The 19,210-nt window shown below is 73.5% G+C and carries 16 protein-coding genes and 1 pseudogene; 12 read left to right on the top strand and 5 right to left on the bottom strand.

Going from position 1 to position 19,210, the window contains the following annotated elements; all coding sequences use genetic code 11:
- The 8 genes from Q4C85_RS11085 to Q4C85_RS11050 form a co-directional block, all read left to right on the top strand.
- Positions 1–185: hypothetical protein (locus Q4C85_RS11085; protein WP_303142098.1), on the top strand; the 185-nt coding region annotated here is incomplete at its 5' end.
- On the top strand, positions 185–673 hold the full coding sequence (locus Q4C85_RS11080; protein WP_303142096.1) for a DUF3180 family protein: 489 nt from the start codon (positions 185–187) through the stop codon (positions 671–673). The genes Q4C85_RS11085 and Q4C85_RS11080, both read left to right, overlap by 1 nt.
- A gap of 87 nt (positions 674–760) precedes the next feature.
- A complete protein-coding gene (locus Q4C85_RS11075) occupies positions 761–1,285 on the top strand; it encodes a PH domain-containing protein (protein WP_303142094.1) in 525 nt (174 codons plus the stop codon).
- Positions 1,282–3,207: a PH domain-containing protein gene (locus tag Q4C85_RS11070; RefSeq protein ID WP_303142092.1), complete on the top strand. Its 1,926-nt coding sequence runs from the start codon at positions 1,282–1,284 to the stop codon at positions 3,205–3,207. Before Q4C85_RS11075 ends, Q4C85_RS11070 begins: the two co-directional genes overlap by 4 nt.
- Positions 3,204–4,313: a Rossmann-like and DUF2520 domain-containing protein gene (locus Q4C85_RS11065; protein WP_303142091.1), complete on the top strand. Its 1,110-nt coding sequence runs from the start codon at positions 3,204–3,206 to the stop codon at positions 4,311–4,313. Before Q4C85_RS11070 ends, Q4C85_RS11065 begins: the two co-directional genes overlap by 4 nt.
- A 10-nt stretch (positions 4,314–4,323) precedes the next feature.
- The gene (gene panC / locus Q4C85_RS11060) at positions 4,324–5,394 is read left to right on the top strand and encodes a pantoate--beta-alanine ligase (RefSeq protein ID WP_303142088.1); all 1,071 of its coding nucleotides are present in this window, start codon (positions 4,324–4,326) and stop codon (positions 5,392–5,394) included.
- Positions 5,395–5,593: 199 nt separating this feature from the next.
- Entirely contained in the window at positions 5,594–6,046 is a 453-nt protein-coding gene (panD, locus tag Q4C85_RS11055) for an aspartate 1-decarboxylase (protein ID WP_303142086.1), read from the top strand.
- Between the two features lie 433 nt (positions 6,047–6,479).
- Positions 6,480–8,165 (top strand): lysine--tRNA ligase, encoded by a 1,686-nt coding sequence (locus Q4C85_RS11050; protein ID WP_303142084.1) that lies wholly within the window; start codon positions 6,480–6,482, stop codon positions 8,163–8,165.
- A 744-nt stretch (positions 8,166–8,909) separates the two neighbouring features.
- On the opposite strand, the gene Q4C85_RS11040 is transcribed toward Q4C85_RS11050, so the two are convergent.
- Together Q4C85_RS11040 and Q4C85_RS11035 are read right to left on the bottom strand one after the other, a co-directional pair.
- Positions 8,910–9,554 carry a uridine kinase gene (locus tag Q4C85_RS11040; RefSeq protein ID WP_303142081.1) on the bottom strand — a complete coding sequence of 215 codons (645 nt, stop codon included), beginning with the start codon at positions 9,552–9,554 and terminating at the stop codon, positions 8,910–8,912.
- Between the two features lie 102 nt (positions 9,555–9,656).
- Positions 9,657–11,132 (bottom strand): mannitol dehydrogenase family protein, encoded by a 1,476-nt coding sequence (locus Q4C85_RS11035; RefSeq protein ID WP_303142080.1) that lies wholly within the window; start codon positions 11,130–11,132, stop codon positions 9,657–9,659.
- 29 nt (positions 11,133–11,161) lie between these two features.
- On the opposite strand from Q4C85_RS11035, the pseudogene Q4C85_RS11030 reads away from it, so the two are divergent.
- Positions 11,162–11,395: pseudogene (locus Q4C85_RS11030) on the top strand (CoA-disulfide reductase); the annotation flags it as partial.
- A 211-nt stretch (positions 11,396–11,606) separates the two neighbouring features.
- Here Q4C85_RS11030 and glpK read toward each other — a convergent pair.
- From glpK to Q4C85_RS11015, 3 genes are all read right to left on the bottom strand, one after another.
- Complete coding sequence (gene glpK / locus Q4C85_RS11025) at positions 11,607–13,172, bottom strand: glycerol kinase GlpK (protein ID WP_303142079.1); 1,566 nt, start codon at positions 13,170–13,172, stop codon at positions 11,607–11,609.
- Positions 13,173–13,268: 96 nt separating this feature from the next.
- Positions 13,269–14,009 carry an MIP/aquaporin family protein gene (locus tag Q4C85_RS11020; RefSeq protein ID WP_303142077.1) on the bottom strand — a complete coding sequence of 247 codons (741 nt, stop codon included), beginning with the start codon at positions 14,007–14,009 and terminating at the stop codon, positions 13,269–13,271.
- A gap of 76 nt (positions 14,010–14,085) precedes the next feature.
- On the bottom strand, positions 14,086–15,846 hold the full coding sequence (locus tag Q4C85_RS11015; RefSeq protein WP_303142075.1) for a glycerol-3-phosphate dehydrogenase/oxidase: 1,761 nt from the start codon (positions 15,844–15,846) through the stop codon (positions 14,086–14,088).
- A 314-nt stretch (positions 15,847–16,160) separates the two neighbouring features.
- On the opposite strand from Q4C85_RS11015, the gene Q4C85_RS11010 reads away from it, so the two are divergent.
- From Q4C85_RS11010 to Q4C85_RS11000, 3 genes are read left to right on the top strand one after another with little or no spacing between them, the layout of a single operon-like run.
- Positions 16,161–17,132 carry a sugar-binding transcriptional regulator gene (locus Q4C85_RS11010; protein ID WP_303142100.1) on the top strand — a complete coding sequence of 324 codons (972 nt, stop codon included), beginning with the start codon at positions 16,161–16,163 and terminating at the stop codon, positions 17,130–17,132.
- Positions 17,129–17,761 (top strand): amino-acid N-acetyltransferase, encoded by a 633-nt coding sequence (locus tag Q4C85_RS11005; RefSeq protein WP_303142072.1) that lies wholly within the window; start codon positions 17,129–17,131, stop codon positions 17,759–17,761. The genes Q4C85_RS11010 and Q4C85_RS11005 overlap by 4 nt, the downstream gene beginning before the upstream one ends.
- Before the next feature lie 28 nt (positions 17,762–17,789).
- Positions 17,790–18,740, top strand: a complete 951-nt coding sequence (locus Q4C85_RS11000) for an A/G-specific adenine glycosylase (protein ID WP_303142071.1) — start codon at positions 17,790–17,792, stop codon at positions 18,738–18,740.
- The last annotated feature ends 470 nt before the right edge of the window (positions 18,741–19,210 follow it).

Below are 19,210 nucleotides of genomic sequence, written 5' to 3'. Positions count from 1 at the left end.
CGTACGAGCAGCCCGCTGCGCCCTCCTATGAGCAGCCCGCGGTGCCGTCGTATAGCCAGCAGCAGCTGGCGGCGTATGACCAGCAGCCCGCCGCCTCGAGCGCCCCGGAAGCCGCCGAGGACGCTCCCTGGAAGTCGCAGCTGAACTGGAACGACATCGTCGGACGCCAGGGCCAGGGGTCGTGATGCAACGCACGCGCTGGACGACCGTCCTCGCGTGCTTCGTCGCGCCGACCGCACTGGCCTGGGTCGCGGCCGACCTCACCCTGCGGCACCGCGGCTGGGTGCCCTCGCTCACCCCCTGGGGCGCGGCGGTCGCCCTGCTCGTGTCCGTCGGCGTCCTGATCGGCGGCCTCGCCGTCCGGCGGATGAAGGAGCGTCAACCCACCTGGATCACCCCGACCGGGGCGGCGGCCACCGCGGCGGCCGCCCAGGCCTCCGCGATCGTGGCCCCCACAGTCGGTGGCATCTACGCCGGCAGCCTCATCGCCGCCCTGCTCGCCCCCTCCGCCCCCGCGATGACCTCCCTGGCCTGGAGCTCGGGCGCCTGCCTGGCGGCCTGCGTCCTGTGGTGCGGGATCGGCCTGCTGGTCGAGCACTGGTGCGCCATCGACGCCGATGACGACGATGACGACCCGGGAGCCGCCGGAGCCGGGGACGAGGTGCCCGCCTGACTTCACTGAGCACGGCTCCCCCGTGAGGAGGAGGCGCGGCACACACCCGCATGGGACTCTGTGTCCACCAACGACAGGAGGCATAGATTGAGTACCCCTTCCCAGGTCGCCGGTGCCGTGGCGTCGCGCACCGCGGATCCATTCGCCCCCGCGGGCGTCGACTTCCAACCGGTCTCACCGCGCCTGGCCACCGCCCGGCTGCTCGGCATCGGGATCGGCAACGCCATGGCTTTCCTCGGTTTCGCCATCCCCGCCGTGCTGTGGAGCCCGTGGATGTGGATCGGCGCCGCCCTCGTCCTGGTCACTGGCGTGTGGGAGATGGCGCTCGTCCCACGCCAGGTCCGAGCCATGGGCTATGCCTTGGCCGAAGACCACCTGCTGTGGCGCAAGGGCGTCATGTTCCGCTCACTGTCGGTTATCCCCTACGGGCGCATGCAGATGGTCGACACCTCCCAGGGGCCGATCGCCGCGCGCCTGGGTATCGCGGAGGTCAAGTTGCGCACCGCCTCTGCCAGCACCGATGCCACGATCAACGGCCTGCCCGCCGAGGAGGCCGAGCACCTGCGCCAGATCCTGGCCGAGCGCGGCGAGGACAGGATGGCCGGGCTGTGAGCGCGGGCCAGGACCACCGGGCGGATGGCTCGGACCGGGGGCGCCCGGGTGCGGCTGCCGGGCGCATCGCCGTCCCCGACGACCTCGTGTGGCGCCGGATGCACCCCATCACGCCGGTCCTCACCGGTTGGAAGATGATCACCGCGATCGTCGCCTTCGCCACGATCCAGAACATCGAGGCCTTCTTGTCGGTGTGGGAGGCGATCCGCGAGGAGGGGGCGACGATCACCCTGCCGGTGGCTCTGGCCGCCGTCGGAGGAACCCTCGGAGTGCTGGTGCTGGTCGGCGTCGTGCTGTATCTCAACTGGCGCCATCGCACCTATGCGGTGGGCGCCGACGCGGTCTACCTGCGCTGGGGGATTTTTTTCAAGCAGTTGCGTATCGCGCGCCTGCCGCGCATCCAGTCCCTGGACATCGTCCACCCCCTGCTGGGCAGGGTGTTCGGGCTCGGCCAGCTGACGGTCGAGGTCGCGGGCGGTGGCGACTCCCGGGTCGTCTTGGGCTACATGCGCACTGCCGAGCTGACCGCCCTGCGCAAACGCATCCTCGACCTGGCCTCGGGGGCCACGGCCCGGGACGACCGTTCCGGGGACGGCCTCGCCGGGGAGCCGGAACTCGCCGACGCCACAACCGACGGCCCTCGGTCGAGCCCGGCACCGACCGGGCACGACGCCGCGGCCCGGCTCGACGCCCCGGCCGATGGGCGCGAGGCCGGAGTCGCCGGCGGCCCCGTGGCCAGCGGGCCGACCACCAGTGGGCTGCGCCCGGCCGCCGTCGGCGCCCCCGGAGCCGTGCCCGGTGATGTCTCCGGTGGCCACGAGGCCGGAGAACGGCCGGAGCCCGGCACTGTGCGTCGGGCGCCGCTGGGCTTCGAGGACGCAGTCGCCGGCCAGCGCCTGCGGAGCCTTGAGACCGAGGAGCACCCGCTCTATGCGGTCAAGGTGCCCGTGGTCCTGGGGTCGATGCTGCGCTCCTTCAGCGTCGTGCTCTCGGTGGGCCTGGTCCTGGTCTTCGCCGTCGGCGTCATCGTCAGCATCGTGACAGGAGAGGGGGGTCTTGACGGGACTGCCACCCTCACCGCCGTGCTTTCCGCGCTGGCGGGCCCGCTGGCCCTCCTTGGCATCGGGTGGTCCCGCTTCAACGGCTCATGGGGGTTCCGTGCGGCCGCGACCCCGGCCGGGATCCGTCTGCGCTACGGCCTGACCTCCGAGGCCTCCGTGACCCTGCCCCCGGGCCGGGTCCACGCCGTCCTCCTGACCAGGCCTCTGCTGTGGGCGGGCAAGGACTGGTGGCGGGCCGAGGCCACGGTCGCCGGGCGCAACGAGCTCGAGTCCTCCTCCTCGGGGTCGATCTCACTCGACGTGGGCAACGTCCTGCTGCCGGTGGGGGAGCGGGAGACCGCCCTGCGGGCGCTGTGGCTCGTCGTGCCCGACCTCGGTGTCCCCGACCCCGACGCCGTTCTGACCGAGGCACTGTCCGGCACCGGAAGGGACAAGGCCGAGGCCCCGGGACCGCTCCCCGTCGACGACCCGAGGCGGGGATTCGTCGGCCCGCCCCGCCGGGCGCGCATCTTCTCCCCCCTGGCCTGGCGGCGCACGGGCGTCATGCTCACCGACACCTGCGTCATCATCCGCCAGGGGCGCTGGTCGCTGCGCACGAGCGTCATCCCCTACGAGCGCATCCAGTCCCTGCGCACCTCCGCCGGGCCACTGGCGCGCCGGTTCGGCCTGGCCAAGCTGAGGCTCGACATGGTGACGCTCCAGGAAAACACTGCCGTGGCCAGCCTCAGCCAGGAGGACGCCGCCGCCCTGGCCGATGTCATCGCCGAGCGCGCCCTGCGTCGCCGCACGGAGGAAAAGCTCGACCGGTGGCTCGCCCGGGCCACGAGCAGTCCGGTGCCGCATGAGACCATGCCGGCATGAGCGCCACAAGTGACCTGTCCAGCCAGGATCCCATGCCCGGCGGCGGCCCGGGTGGGGGCAGTGGCGCCGCGGCGGAGAACGCCGCGGGCGCGGGGCGTGTCCCCGGCGCGGGGACTGACCCCGGCGTGGGGAGCGTTCCGGGCGGAGTGCCGGGGGACCGCGCCGGAACCGCTCGCCGCCCCAGCGGGCGCCTGGGCGTGGGCATCATCTCGGCCGGGCGCGTGGGGGCGGTGCTGGGGTCGGCGCTGCGTGCCGCCGGGCACCAAGTCGTCGGAGTCCACGCCGTGTCCGAGGCATCCCGGGAACGCGCCGAGATCCTGCTGGCGGGCGTCCCGGTCCTGGAGATCGACGAGATCGTCGAGCGCGCCGAGCTCGTGCTCCTGGCCGTACCCGATGACGCGCTGAGCCCCCTGGTCCAGGGGCTGGCCGACCTGGGCCGCTGGCAGCCCGGACAGCTCGTCGTGCACACCTCGGGCCGTTACGGCACAGGTGTCCTGGAACCGGCCCGCCGCTGCGGCGCCATCCCGTTGGCCATCCACCCCGCCATGACCTTCTCCGGCTGGTCGGTCGACCTCGTGCGCCTGACGGGCTGCCCCATGGCGGTCACCGCCCCGGGCCCTGTGCTCCCCATCGCCCAGGCACTGGCGGTCGAGCTCGGCGGCGAGCCCTTCGTGCTCGACGAGCAGGCGCGTCCCGCCTACCACGCCGCCCTGGCCCACGGCGCCAACCACCTCGTGACACTCGTCGGTCAGGCGGTTCGGCTGCTCGGCGCCGCCGGCGTCGAGGACGGCGCTGCGACCCTCGGCCCCCTGCTCACCGCGGCCCTCGACCGGGCCCTCCACGAGGGCCCCGACGCCGCCCTGACCGGACCAGTGGTCCGCGGCGACGCCGGCACGCTCAGCGCGCACCTGGCGGCAATCAGCGCCGCCCGCGACGCCCAGGACCGGCCGCTTACCGACGTGTGGGAGACCTACCGGACGCTGGCCGCCGCGACCATCGCCCGACAGGAGTCCACGGGGCGGCTCACCCCGTCACAGGCCGACGCCCTGCGCGCCGCGGTGGGCCAGGACGAGGGCGGGACTGCCGACGGGGCGCCGCGGGGATAGCGTGTGGCGCATGAGCGTTGATCCCGAAACCACCGGCGGCCCCGTCGTCGCCCTGGCCCGCACCCGCACCGAGCTGGAAGACGCCCTGGCCGGGGACAGGAGCCTGCGCGCCGTCGTCATGACGATGGGGGCCCTCCACCAGGGCCACCTCGACCTCGTCGTCGAGGCGGCGCGCCTGGCAGGCCCACAGGGGACGGTGGTCGTGACCATCTTCGTCAACCCCCTCCAGTTCGCGGCGGGGGAGGACCTCGAGGCCTACCCCCGCACCCTGGCCGCCGATGTCGAGGCGCTGGCCGGGGCGCTCGCGGGTGGAGGGCCGCCGGTGGGCAGGCTGCTCGTCTTCGCCCCCACCCCGGAGGTCATCTACCCCGATGGGGAGCCGGCGGTGCGTATCGACCCCGGCCCCATGGCGAGCGTCCTCGAGGGCGCGGTACGACCCACGCACTTCGCCGGGGTGTGCCAGGTCGTCCTCACCCTCCTGCACCTGACGGCCCCGCGCTGGGCGTTGTTCGGGCGCAAGGACGCCCAGCAGCTGGCCATCGTGCGCGCCATGGTGCGCGACCTGGCCGTGCCGGTCGAGATCGTCCCGGTCGACATCCGGCGCGAGGACGACGGGCTGGCCATGAGCTCGCGCAACGCCTACCTCAGCCCCGTCGAGCGCGAGCAGGCCCTGGCGCTCTGGCGCGCCCTGGCCGCCGGCGCCCACGCCGCCCGCCAGGGCGCCGACCCGGCGGCGGCGCGCCGGGCCGCGCTGGAAGTTCTCACCGCTGCTCCGGGCGTCGAGGTCGACTACGCCGCGGTGGTCGACCCCGACACCTTCGTCGACCTGGCCGGCGCGGGCCTGGGCCTGCCCCCGGCGCCTCGGATGACCCAGCCGCGCAGGCTGGATGAGGCGGCCGCCGGACAGGCCCCGGACACGGAGGGCACCACCGCGGCTGCGCCGTCCGCCCGAGGCCCGGCGCCGGATCCGACAACGGCGGGCGAGGTGCCGGCCGGCCCCGTCCAGGCGCTGCTGGCCGTGGCCGCCAGGGTCGGCACGACCCGCCTCATCGACAACATCCTGCTCGAGCCTCCCCAGTGACCGCTTGCCGGCACGCGTCGTGGCGGTGCTCGGCGAACCGCGCGATCGGGACATATGGCACCTCGAGGTGTCATATGTCCCGATCTCGGCGAGGGGGAGGGTCCCGGACTTGTGACGTCGGCCCCGGACTCGTGACGTCGGCCCCAGGACCGGGGTCACCCGGCCCGCCCCTGGGAATCCATCATCTAGCCTTGCGGTGATGAGCAACCGACTGAGGACGATGATGACGTCCAAGATCCACCGCGCCACCGTGACCGATGCCGACCTCGACTACGTCGGCTCGGTGACCGTGGACGCCGACCTGCTCGATGCCGCCGACCTCCTGCCGGGGGAGCAGGTCGACATCTGCGACTGCACGAACGGCAACAGGCTGACCACCTACGTCATCGCCGGAGAACGGGGCTCGGGCCAGATCTGCGTCAATGGCGCGGCCGCGCACCTTGTCAGCCCCGGCGACCTCGTCATCCTCATCGCCTACGGCCAGATGTCCGACGCCGAGGCCCGCACCTACCTGCCCCATGTCGTCTTCGTCGACGCGGACAACCGGATCGTCGAGCGGGGCACTGAGCCCGGCGGGCTGCCGGATGACACCGAGGCGGTGCACGGGCTGCGCCCCTCCGGACTCAGCTTCGCGGAGGCGCGGGGGCGCTGAGGGGCATCGCCCGGCACCTGTGCCTCGACACCTGGCGGACGCTCGGCCCCGCGGTACTCCTCCACCGCCCTCAACACGAGCACGGACAGCGCCCGCAGACAGCAGGACACGGCCGTTCTCGTCACGCTGGCCCGGGCGCTCTTGGCCAGCCGCTCGCGCGCCCGGACCGTTCGACGCCCCCGCAGTAGATCCGCGACCTCCTCCTTGGTCACCAGTCCGCAGTGGCAGTCCCAGGACCTCGGCGGCGCTGGCGCAGGTGAGCCGGCCGAGCCCTGTGGACAAGGCGGTCGCGAACCGCGCCTGTGGAGCACCTCCGCCGGCTGGCGCCAATGCCGTCTCTCGCGCCCGGTCCGCGTGGGGCGTCGACCTCCCGGCGAGCCCGGCCGGCCCGGCCCGCGGCGGCCTGCGGCGGCCGCGGTTTAGACTCGCGCGCGTGACACACGCCCCCAGCAGCCAGACCCCCGCCCCCCAGACCACCGAGGGCTCCCGTCCGTCCCAGGCCAAGCAGGACCCGGGACCCGGTGAGCAGTTCGAGATCCGCGCGGGCAAGCGCGAGCGCCTGCGCGCCGAGGGCTGGGACCCCTACCCGGTGCAGCTGCCGATCACGACGACCATCGCGGCGGTCCGTCAGCGCTTCGGCGACCTGCCGGCGGGCACGATGGCCGTCGAGACCGGGGCGGGCGCCGAGGAGGCGGTGGTGGGCGTGGCCGGACGGGTGGTCTTCCTGCGCAACACCGGCAAGCTGTGCTTCGTCACCCTGCAGGACGGTGCGGGCACCACCCTCCAGGCGATGCTCTCGGCCAAGGCGCTGCCCGGGCAGGGCCACAGCTCCCTGGCCGCCTTCAAGACCGATGTTGACCTCGGCGACCACCTCTTCGTCCACGGGCAGGTGGGCGCCTCCAGGCGCGGCGAGCTGTCAGTGTTCGCCGAGCCGGTCCTGCGCGCGGACCGCGATGCCGCCGACCTGCCCGAGCTCGGAGACGACGACCTCGAGCTCCCCGCCTGGCGCATCGCCTCCAAGGCCCTGCGGCCCCTGCCCAAGACCTGGACGAATGAGGCGGGCGAGGCGGTCACCCTGTCCGAGGAGCAGCGGGTGCGGCGCCGCGAGCTCGACCTGCTCACCCGGCCCGCGGCCCGCGACATGATCCGCACCCGAGCCGCCGTCGTGCGCTCCCTGCGGGAGAACTTCCACCGCCGCGACTACCTCGAGCTCGAGACCCCGATGCTTCAGGTCGTCCACGGCGGGGCCTCGGCGCGCCCCTTCACCACGCATATGAACGCGCTCGACACCGAGCTCTACCTGCGCATCGCCACCGAGATCTACCTCAAGCGGGCGGTGGTCGGCGGCGTCGAGCGGGTCTTCGAGATCAACCGTAACTTCCGCAACGAGGGCATGGACTCCTCCCACTCCCCGGAGTTCGCCGCCCTGGAGGCCTACGAGGCCTACTCCGACTACGACGGCATGGCTGCCCTGACCCGCGACCTCATCCAGCAGGCCGCCCGCGACGCCTTCGACCTGCCCGAGGGGGGAGAGGTCGTCACCCTGGCCGACGGCACCGAGTACGACCTGTCGGGGCAGTGGGAGACGATCGACCTGTACACCTCGGTCTCGCAGGCCGTCGGCGAGGAGATCACGGTGGACACGCCGCGCGAGCGGCTCGTGTCCCTGGCGGAGGGGCTCGGCCTGGAGGTCGACGACTACGCCGTGCCGGGCAAGATCGTTGAGGACATCTTCGAGGTCACGGTCGGGGACCGGTTGTGGGCGCCCACCTTCGTCTACGACTTCCCCGAGGACACCTCGCCCCTGACCCGCTACCACCGCTCCAGCCCGGGCCTGACCGAGAAGTGGGACCTGTACGTGCGCGGCATGGAGACCGCCACCGCCTACTCCGAGCTCGCCGACCCGGTGGTTCAGCGCGAGCGCTTCGAGGCCCAGGCGCTGGCGGCCGCCAACGGCGACCCCGAGGCCATGGTCATCGACGAGGACTTCCTGGTCGCCATGGAGCAGGGCTTCCCGCCCTGCGGCGGCATGGGCATGGGCATCGACCGGCTCCTCATGGTCCTGACCGGCCAGGGGATCCGCGAGACGATCGCCTTCCCGCTGGTCAAGCGTTCCTGAGCCCTGGGTGGCCGGGGGACGGCCGGCCAGATCGGGACTCATAGCACCGTGAGATCGGTACTTGTGCCACACGCCGTGCCGTTTGTACCGATCTCGAGGTGTCATGAGTCCCGGTCACGGCGCAGGGGGAGGGAGGAGAAGGAGGAGGCGGGTCTACGGCTCCTCATCACCTCATCACAGGGGCCCCACAGAGCCTGCGCCCAGGCTTGCGGCAGTGAGCACCCGACCGGGGTGCCAAGGGAAGGAGCACTGCGTCGACATCATCAGCTGGATCGGCGGCCTGATCGGAACGGTCTCCGACGCCGGAGCCCTCCTGACCGCCCTGGGGCCGTGGGTCCTCATCGGCATGGGGGTCATCGTCTTCATCGAGTCGGGGGTGCTCTTTCCCTTCCTGCCTGGGGACTCGCTGCTGGTCACCGCGGCGATCGTGCACGCCTCTGTGGGCCTGGAGCTGTGGCAGGTCGTCACGGTGTGCGTCGTGGCGGCCATCGCCGGGGACCAGGCCGGGTACTGGCTCGGCTCGCGCACCGGTCGCGCTCGCGGGCCGACCAGGTGCTGGCCCAGTGGGTGGAGGAGGCCGAGCCGACGCCGTCGGCCGACCGGCGTGCCCAGAGCCTGGAGGTGGTGGGCGCCGGCCGCCCCACATGAGCGGCCGCCCCACACGTCATGGCGAGCCCGACGACGCCGCGTCAACCGGCGTTCTCGGGCTCGCCGACGTGCTCGAGGCCGCGGGCCGGCGCCGGCTCAGGACGGCGCGGAGGAGGGGGCGATATGCGCAGCGATGATCCGGGCGCACTCGGCCCGGCCGACGGCGCGGCAGCCCTGGGCCCTCCAGCCGGCGATGGCGGCGGGCTCCTGGCGGGACAGCCGCAGGCCGCGGGTGAGCAGGACATGGATGGGTTTGCGGCGCTCGGCCAGGTCTCGCCGCAGCCGGAACCACCAGGTCTGGAGGCGCGGGCGGCGGAGTACCAGGGCGTCGGCGAGCACGCCGGCGGCCCGGCAGCTCTCGATGAGCTCGGCGGCGAAGACGCCCTCGGCGACGAAGGCAGGCGCGGTGCCGATGTCGAGCCGGGTGCTGCCCCGGGTCGCGTTGTCCGGGATGGAGTAGATCGGCACCTGTGCGGTGCCGTGGGCGCACAGCTCGGTGATGGCGGCCATGGCGCGCTGGGCGTCCCAGGCCCGCGGGTCGTCCCAGTCGATCGCCCCCATCGCCTCATCCCGTGAGGCGCCCTGGGCGCCGGAGACCGAGCCGTCCAGCAGCGGCATCCCCGGCTCGTCACCGTCGCGGTAGAAGTCGTCGAGCTTGAGGCGCTGCGCCCCGACCGCGCGCAGGAGAGAGGTCTTGCCCGACCCCGACGGGCCGGTCAGCAGGATGACGCGCGCACTCACGGGAACCAAGAGTAGGCGCACCGGCCAGGTCCGGCGCCTCCGGGCCGCCGGCGCTGGCCCAGCCCGGCCCCCGGTCGCCGGCTCCCGCTCAGCGGTCCCCGTTCACCCGCCGGCGACCAGGGCGCGCATCCGCGTCCGGGCGCCCTGGGTGCGCAGCGCCGTCAGCTCGGCGACGAAGACCTCAGTGAAGCGCTGGTCATCGGCCAGGTCCCCGAAGACGGACTGGTCGCCGACGAAGGCGCCCGGCTCCTCCCGCTGCCGGGCCGCCCGCTCGAGCAGTCCGGCACCGGCGGGGTCGTCGACGGGGATGGGCTCGCCGAGCTCGTCCACGCCCTCATCGCCCAGGGCCCAGGCGGCCACCATGGCCGCCCCCAGGCGTACCGGTCCGCCGGTGGCGAGGTTGTCGCGCACGGTGGGCAGCACGAACTTGGGCATGCGGCTCGAGGCGTCCTGGGCCAGGCGCGCCAGCGTGTCGGCGATCGCCTCATTGGCGAAGCGCTCGGCCAGGGTGTCGACATACTGCCCCAGGTCGATGCCGGGCACCGGACGCAGGCGGGGCAGAGCCTCGCGCTCCAGGTAGGCCCGCACCCACGCGGCGATGTCCGGGTCGGTGGCCGCCTCGTGAGCGTAGCGGATGCCCAGCAGCCGCCCCCAGTGGGCCAGACCCTGGTGGGAGGCATTGAGCAGACGCAGCTTGATGAGCTCGTAGGGCACGACGTCCTCAACCATCTGGACGCCAGCCCGCTCCAAGGGCGGGCGCCCGGCGGGGAAGTCGTCCTCGAGCACCCACTGGGTGAAGGGCTCGCAAGTCACCGGCCAGGCGTCGTCGATGCCTGCGGCGGCGAGCTCCTCGACGTCGGCGAGGGTGGTGACCGGCGTGATGCGGTCCACCATGCTGTTGGGGAAGGCGACCTGCTCCTCGATCCAGGCCGCCATCTCCGGGTCGCTCATGGCCGCCTGGGTGACGACCGCGGTGCGCGCCACCCGGCCGTTTCCGGGCAGGTTGTCGCAGCTCATGACGGTGAAGGGCGGGATCCCGGCGTCGCGACGACGGCGCAGCGCCGCGACGATGTAGCCGAAGGCGGTGGTGGGCCGGTCCGGGTGGGCGGCGTCGTGGAGGGCGCCGGGGGAGTCGGTGCGGAAGGTGCCGGTGTCGTCGTCGACCTGGTAGCCGCCCTCGGTGATGGTCAGGGAGACGATGCGGGTGGCCGGGTCGCTCATGACCGCCAGCACGGCTGTGGGGTCCTCCGGGGCGAACAGGTAGGCGCGGAGCGAGCCGATGACGCTGGTCTCGCGCCGGCCGCCGGGGTGCTTGAGGGTCAGGCTGTAGGTGTGGTCCTGGCCGGCCAGCGCGTCGCGCATCCGGGCGTCGGCGGGCAGGAGTCCGACGCCGCACACGCCCCAGTCCATCGCGAGGCCGTCGCGCATGAGGCGGTCGAGGTACATGGCCTGGTGGGCGCGGTGGAAGCCGCCGACGCCGATGTGGACGATCCCGGTGGTCAGGAGCCGGCGGTCGTAGGGCGGCGCCAGGGCTGAGAGGTGGGGCGGGACGGTGGTGAGGGCGTCGTTGGCGGTCACGGGCCTATCGTGCCCGAGCGCGGGCCCGGTCCGCAGGGCTGGACATCGCGGTCACCCACACCCACCCGGCCGACCACGCCACGTACTACCCCGGACCCCGCCCGATGAGCCTCAAGCTCGTGATCGAGGCCGGCACGGGGCGGATCCTGGGGGCTCAGGGCCTGGGTGAGGCCGGGGTGGACAAGCGCATTGACGTCGTGGCCACCGCCATCCGCGGCGGGCTGACCGCCCCCGAGCTCGCCGAGCTCGAGCTGGCCTACGCCCCGCAGTTCGGCGCCGCCAAGGACCCGGTCATCATGCTCGGCCTCGTAGCCGACAACGTCCTGTCGGGCCTGACCCCCACCATCCAGTGGCACGAGCTGGAGGCCGCGCGGCAGGCCCGCCGGAGCGGCGCGGGATGGGCGGCAGAAGGCCGGGAGCCGGGGCGCCCTGAGTGGCGCTCCGGCTCCCGGCCCGTGCCGGTAAGTGCCGGCGTTACTCGACGACGTCCTCGTCGACCCAGTCCAGGGTGCGGGTCACGGCCTTCTTCCAGTTGCGGAAGAGCCGCTCGCGCTCTGCGTCGTCCATCTGCGGCAGCCAGCGCTTGCCCTCCGCCCAGTTGTCGACGACGTCCTGGGTGCCCGACCAGAAGCCCACGGCGATGCCGGCGGCGTAGGCGGCCCCCAGGGCCGTGGTCTCGGCCACCCGGGGGCGGACGACGGGAACCCCGACCTGGTCGGCCTGGAACTGCATGAGCAGCTCGTCGCGGGTCATGCCGCCGTCGACCTTGAGCTCGGTCAGGGTCGCGCCCGGGGAGCCCGAGGCGGCCGCGTCACGGTTCATCGCCTCGAGGACCTCACGGGTCTGGAAGGCGGTGGACTCCTCGACGGCCCGGGCGATGTGCCCCTTGTTGACGTAGCGGGTCAGGCCCACAAGCGCACCGCGGGCGTCGGGCCGCCAGTAGGGGGCGAACAGGCCGGAGAAGGCCGGCACGAAGTAGGCCCCGCCGTTGTCCTCCACCGAGCGCGCCAGCTCCTCGACGTCCTTGGACTCGGTGATGAGGCCCAGGTTGTCGCGCAGCCACTGCACGAGGGACCCGGCCACGGCGATCGAGCCCTCCAGTGCGTAGACCGCCGGGGCGTCGCCGATCTGGTAGGCGACCGTGGTCAGCAGGCCGTTGGCCGAGCGCACGGGGGTGGTGCCGGTGTTCATGAGCATGAAGCAGCCGGTGCCGTAGGTGTTCTTGGCCTGGCCGACCTCGAAGCAGGCCTGGCCGAAGGTCGCCGCCTGCTGGTCGCCCAGGATCCCCGAGATCGGGGTGTCGACGAGCAGCCCGTTCTTGCGCCCGTACCCGAACACCCCGGAGGAGGGCTTGATCTCCGGGAGCATTGAGACGGGGATGCCCATGTCGGCGCAGATCTCGGCGTTCCAGTCCAGGGTGTCGATATTCATGAGCATCGTGCGGCTGGCGTTGGTGACGTCGGTGGCGTGCACCCCGCCGTCGACCCCGCCGGTCATGTTCCACAGCACCCAGGTGTCCATCGTGCCCAGGAGCAGGTCGCCGGCCTCGGCGCGCTCGCGGGCCCCCTCGACGTTCTCCAGGATCCAGGCGACCTTCGGCCCCGCGAAGTAGGTCGCCAGGCCCAGGCCCACCCGGTCCTTGTATCGGTCGTAGTCGGGAGCCTCGGCGCTGGCCCCCGGTGCCGAGGCCGCCAGCCGGTCGCAGATCTTCTGGGTGCGGGTGTCCTGCCAGACGATGACGTTGTGCACCGGCTCGCCGGTCGTACGGTCCCACACGACGACGCTCTCGCGCTGGTTGGTGATGCCCACCGCGGCGATCTCGTGGCGGTTGACCTCGGCGGCCGAGAGGACACCGGCGACGACGTCGCGGGTGTTGCGCCAGATCTCCAGGGCGTCGTGCTCGACCCAGCCGGCCCGCGGCAGGATCTGGGCGTGCTCCTTCTGGTCGACCGCGACGATCTCGCCGCCGTGGTCGAACAGGATGGCGCGCGAGGAGGTGGTGCCCTGGTCGATGGCGAGCACGTAGGTCTTGTCGGTCATTCGAAGTCCTTTCACGTCATTGTGACGGTGTGGGGGAGCGGAGGCTGAGGTCGGGGCGCCCCGCACGGGGCACCGCCGACCGGAGGTGGCCGGCTGTCAGAACAGTCCTGCCATGGACGGGACGATGAGGCCGGCAGCCACGCCGCCGATGATCGGGCCGACCACCGGCACCCAGGCGTAGGCCCAGTCCGAGCCGCCCTTGCCCGGAATGGGCAGGACCGCGTGGGCCAGGCGCGGGCCCAGGTCGCGGGCCGGGTTGATGGCGTAGCCGGTGGGCCCGCCCAGGGCCAGGCCGATGCCGACCACGACGAGGGCCACGGCCAGCGGCCCGAGCTGGGAGGGCGTCTTGCCCGACTGGATGACCCAGCCCACCAGGACGAAGGTGGCGATGATCTCGGTGACGAGGTTCCAGCCGTAGGAGCGGATCGACGGGGCGGTCGAGAAGCAGCCGAGCTTGGCCTCAGCGGGCGCCTCCTCGTCGAAGTGCTTCTTGTAGGCCAGCCAGGCGGCCACTGCACCGAGGAAGGCCCCGACCAGCTGTCCGACGAGGTAGACCGCGATGTTGGTGGCCGAGGCCGGCACGTCGGTGGCCAGGTCACGGCCGGCGGCCGCCAGTCCCAGGGTGACCGCGGGGTTGAGGTGGGCGCCGGTGGCGTAGGCGGCGTAGACGCCCATGAACACCGCCAAGCCCCATCCCCAGGAGATGACGATCCAGCCCGAGGCCTGCGCCTTGGACTTGGGCAGGGTGACGGCGGCGCACACGCCGGCTCCCACGAGAATGAGGATGAGCGTTCCGAAGAGCTCGGACAGGAAGATCTGTCCCAGGGTGAGTGTCATCTGGGCTCACTTTCTGCACATGGTGTGCGGTTGGTCGGGATGGTGGCGGGAGGCGGACCCTCCTGCCCGGGCGTCGTCAGATCGCCTGCTCGATATGCGCCACGGCCGCGGCGTCGGTGCCCTCGGTCTCGGCCGCGGCGATCTGCTCGACCCGGGCCGCGTAGGCGGCGTGCTCGGCGGCCACGTCCTGCTCGGTCCACCCCAGCAGGGGGGCCATGACCTCGAGGACCTCCTCGGCGGCGGCCAGGCCGCGGTCGCGGTGCTCGATGTCCAGGCGCACCCGGCGCAGCAGGACGTCGTCGAGGTGGGCGGCGCCCTCGTGGGTGACCGCCCAGGCGACCTCGGCGCGCAGGAAGTCGGGGGCCTTGGCCAGCGGCCTGTCCCAGGCGGCCTCGGCGCCGGCCTCGTCGATGGCCGCCAGGAGCTCGGGCAGCTCGTCGCCGTAGCGGTCCAGCAGGTGGGTGACCCGTGCCAGGGTCCAGCCGCGCTCCCGGGCGACCTCCCCGGCGCGGGCCGCCTCGGCGTGGTAGCGGGCGGCGCCCACGAGGGGCAGGTCGGCGGTGGCCGAGGGCAGGGCGTGGGCGCGGGCCTCGCCCAGGGCGTGGTCGACGGCGTCGACCGCCATGACCCGGTAGGTGGTCAGCTTGCCGCCCGCGATGGCGGTCAGGCCGGGGGCCACGCGGGTGACCGTGTGCTCGCGGGAGACCTTCGTCGAGGCCGCCTCGGCCCCCGGTTTGAGCTGGGGCTGGAGCAGGGGGCGCAGCCCGGCGTAGGTGCCGATGATGTCCTCGCGGCGGATGGGGCGGGTGAGCACCTCGTTGGCGTGCTCCAGGACGTAGTCGATGTCGGCGGAGGTGGCCACCGGCTTGGAGACGTCCTGGGTCCACGGGGTGTCGGTGGTGCCGATGACCCAGTAGCGTGGCCAGGGGATGATGAACAGCACCGACTTCTCGGTGCGCAGGAAGATGCCCGTCTGGGCGTCGATCGCCTGGCGGGGCACGACGATGTGGATGCCCTTGGAGGCCAGGACCTTGAGGCCGCCCTCGCTGGTGGCCAGGTCCTGGGTCTGCTCGGTCCACACGCCGGTGGCGTTGATCGTCTCGGCGGCCCGGATCTCGTGCTGGGCGCCGGTCTCCAGGTCGGTGACCCGCGCGCCGGTGACCGCGCCGTGGGCGTCCTTGAGGTAGTCGGTCACCCGGGTCCGGCTGGCGGCCAGGGCGCCCAGGCCGACGGCTGTGCGCACGAGGTCGATGACCAGGCGGGCGTCGTCGACGCGGGCGTCGTAGAAGCGGATGGCGCCGGCCAGGCGGGAGGAGTCGAGCGCGGGGGCCAGCGCCCGGGTGCCGGCGCGGCCCAGGTGCTTCTGGATCGGGACGGTCTGCTTGCCGTGGGCCCCGGCGATCGCCAGGGCGTCGTACATGCCCACGCCGACGGCCGAGTAGCTGCGCTCGTAGTGGTGCTTGAGCGGCCACAGGAAGGGCTGAGCCTTGACCAGGTGGGGGGCGGTGGTGGTCAGCAGCCGTCCGCGCTCGGTCAGTGCCTCGTGGACGAGGGGGAAATCGAGCTGGTAGAGGTAGCGCAGCCCCCCGTGGATGAGCTTGGAGGACCACGAGGAGGTGCCCGCCGCCCAGTCGCCCATCTCGACGATGCCGGTGCGCAGGCCCCGGCTGGCGGCGTCCAGGGCGATGCCCGCCCCGGTCACGCCCCCGCCGACGACGAGCACGTCGAGGCCCTCGGACGCGCTCATTGCCTCCAGGGCGGCAGCGCGCTGGGCGCTCGTCAGCGCGGTGGGCTCCGGGAGGGGGGCGGGTTCGGCGTTGTCCTCGCGGTGACTCATGACTGTTGGTCCTCGTCTCGTGGCCTGGCTCGTGGCTCGTCTCATGGTCTGGGTGCTCCGGTGTCTGGCGCCCGGTGCTCGCCGGCTCGTGGTGCGGGCGGCGCTGCCCGGTCGTCGGGGCCCTGACAGGCCCGGCACCAAGCATCCGCGTCATATGAGACGATGAGCAAGCAGCGTGCACGAACGTGCACGCCGGTCGAGAGGGGTGCGGAAGGATGACCACGGGCAGGCGGGGCGGGACGACGGCGTCGGAGGGGTTGAGCCGGCCCGAGAGGTCCGGCTCCGAGCTGCGGCGGGTACACGAGGCCGCATCGATGTACTACGTCCAGGCCGAGACGATGGAGGTCATCGCCCGGCACCTGGGCTGCTCGCGCTCGACGGTCTCCCGGCTGCTGGCGCGTGCCCGGGATGAGGGCATCGTGCGCATCGAGCTCGTCGCCCCCTGGGGGGCGGGCAGCCTGGAGGCCCGCTTCGCCGCCGAGCTGGGCGTGCGGGCCCAGATCGTCCCGGTGCGGGAGGGCACCACCGAGGTCCACCGGCTCCAGCAGGTCGCCGCGGTGGCGGCGGCGCGGATGGTCGAGGTCGTCTCGGGGCTGGCCGCCCAGAAGGAGGGCCGTTCCGGAGCTCTCGGCGCCGTCGAGCCCCTGGTCGTCGGTGTGGCCTGGGGCGCCACGATGAGCGAGGTGGTCGCGGCGCTGCCGGTGCGCCGGGTGCCGGGCCTGACGGTCGTCCAGCTCAATGGCGCCTCCGACCCCCTGCACGAAGGGCCCTCGGCAGGACAGATGCTCGCAGGAATGGGCCAGGCCCTGGGGGCGCGCACGATCGGTTTCCCGGTGCCGGCCTTCTTCGACCAGGTGGGGGCGCGCGAGGCGATGTGGTCGGAGCGGTCGATCAGGCGGGTGCTGGGAGTGGCCGCCCGCGCGCGCCTGGCCGTCTTCGGGGTCGGCGCCGTCGACGGCCCCCTGCCCTCGCTGGTCTACCAGGGCGGCCATCTCACACGGGCCGACATGGAGGTCGCCAGGCGCGAAGGGGTGGTGGGGGACGTGTGCACCGTCCTGCTGCGCGAGGACGGCACCTGGGCCGACGTCGACCTCAACGCCCGTGCCACCGGCCCCACGCCGGTCCAGCTGGCGCGGGTGCCGCGCAGGTTGTGCGTCGTGGCGGGCACGTGGAAGGCTCGGGCCTGCTTGGCGGCCCTGCGTGCCCGCGTCGCGACCGACCTGGTCATCGACGACGCCACGGCCCGCGCGGTGCTCGCCCTGGCCCTGCAGAAGGAGGTCCCATGACCGGGGACATCGACCGACCGGCGCCCGAGCGCCGGGTGCCGGAGCCGACTCCCGCGGCAGTGACCCGGGGCGGTCCGCGCGTGGCACTGGCGGACGGCACGGAGGGCTTCCGCACCGTGCTGCGCCGCGCCCGCCCGGCCGACGCCCGGGCCATCGCGGAGATCGTGCGCCCCTACGCTGACAAGCACATCCTCATCGGCAAGGACCTCATCACCTACTTCGAGGACATCCAGGAGTTCACGGTGGCCGAGGGCTCCGGCTCCCACCAGACCGGCGCCACCGGCGAGCTGATCGGCTGCGGCGCCCTGCACGTCATGTGGGATGACATCGCCGAGGTCCGCACCCTGGCGGTGCGCCAGGAGTACCGCCGTCGGGGCGTGGGGCAGGCGGTGCTCACCGAGCTGCTCGAACGGGCCAGGTCGTTGGGGCTGAGCCGGGTGTTCTGCCTGACCTTCGAGGTGGCCTTCTTCAGCGCCAACGGCTTTAGGGAGATCGAGGGCACCCCGGTGGGAACGGACACCTACTACGAAATGCTGCGCAGCCATGACGACGGGATCGCCGAGTTCCTCGACCTCGCCCGGGTCAAGCCCAACACCCTGGGCAACACGCGCATGCTCCTCGACCTGTGAGTCCGGGGCGGCGATGGCTCGCAGTGCCATGAGGGCCCGCCCGGGCCAGGAGCAGCGCGCCGGTGACGTGACGGCGCCTGACAGCGCCGCACTCGAGGCTTGGTTCGACGAGCACCGACGCGACCTGCCCTGGCGGCACCGGGACACCTCGCCGTGGGGCGTGCTCGTCTCGGAGGTGATGAGCCAACAGACACCGGTGGCCCGCGTCGCCCCGCTGTGGCAGCAGTGGATGGCGCGCTGGCCCACCCCGGCCGACCTGGCTGAGGCCGACACCGGGGAGGTGCTGCGGCTGTGGGGCAACCTGGGCTACCCCCGCCGGGCGCTGCGGCTCATCGAGTGCGCCCGCGCCGTCGTCGCGCGCCACGGAGGTCGGCTGCCCGCCGACTTCGACGAGCTGCTCGCGCTGCCGGGGGTCGGCCACTACACAGCGGGGGCGGTCATGGCCTTCGCCTACGGGCGTCGGGCGTTGACACTGGACACGAACGTCCGCCGGGTCCTGGCGCGAGCGGTCGGCGGGCAGGCGCTGCCCGCGCCCTCGCTGGGGCGCGCCGAGCGCCACCGGGCCGAGGCCGTCCTGCCCCGGGACGATGCCCGGGCGGCACGCTGGTCGATGGCCGTCATGGAGCTCGGGGCGCTGGTGTGCACGGCCAAGGACCCGCGCTGCCCGCAGTGCCCCTGGCAGCCGGGCTGCGCCTGGGTCGCGGTGGGCCGACCGGCCGACGCCCACGCCGAGCGTCGGCGCGTGCAGGCCTGGCACGGGACCGACCGGCAGGCCCGGGGGATGGTCATGGCCCGGCTGCGGAACGCCGACCCGGGACGGGCCCTGACGCGCGCCGAGCTGCTGGCCGCGGCGGCCGGGGCCGGTGCGCGAGCGGCCGGCGGCGGCGACCCCGGTCAGCCCGAGCGGGCACTGGCCACCCTGGAGGCCGACGGCCTCATCGTCTCTTTGGACGGCGGGCAGAGCTTCGCCCTGCCCTGAGCCCACGTTGGCCGGCTCGCCGCGGCAGGGGCGGCACCGCGCGGTGCTGACAGGCTGCGCGCCCCTGCGCCGGTACAGTCGGGGCCATGGCACAAGGACGCAAGGGGGGCGGCGGCCGCAAGGGGCGCCGCGGTGCGGGCGGACGCCCGGCGGCGCGCTCCGGCGGGGGATCCGCCCGGGGTGGGCATACCTCGGGAGCCTCCTCCGTGGGCCGCGGCGGCGCCGGACGCCCGGGGCGGGGCTCCCGCTCTGCCTCGGCCGGCTCGCCTCGACGCCAGGGCCCGTCCGGCGCCGCAGGAGGTCCGGCCGGCGGATCGGCCCGGCCGGAGCGCCGGCCGGCCCAGTCGGGCCGGGCGGGCGGGGACCGGGCATCGTCCCGTCACCGTTCGTCGGCCCGCGCCTCGGCCCGCCCCTCAGCCACAGCGGCGAACGGCTCGGGCCGGGGCTCCGCGCCCCGCCCGGCCCGACTG

The organism is Actinomyces sp. (genome assembly GCF_030524025.1).
In the GTDB taxonomy this organism is placed as follows: domain Bacteria; phylum Actinomycetota; class Actinomycetes; order Actinomycetales; family Actinomycetaceae; genus Actinomyces.
Note: the sequence above shows the minus strand (reverse complement) of the source record. Positions and strands in the feature narration are given on the sequence as shown.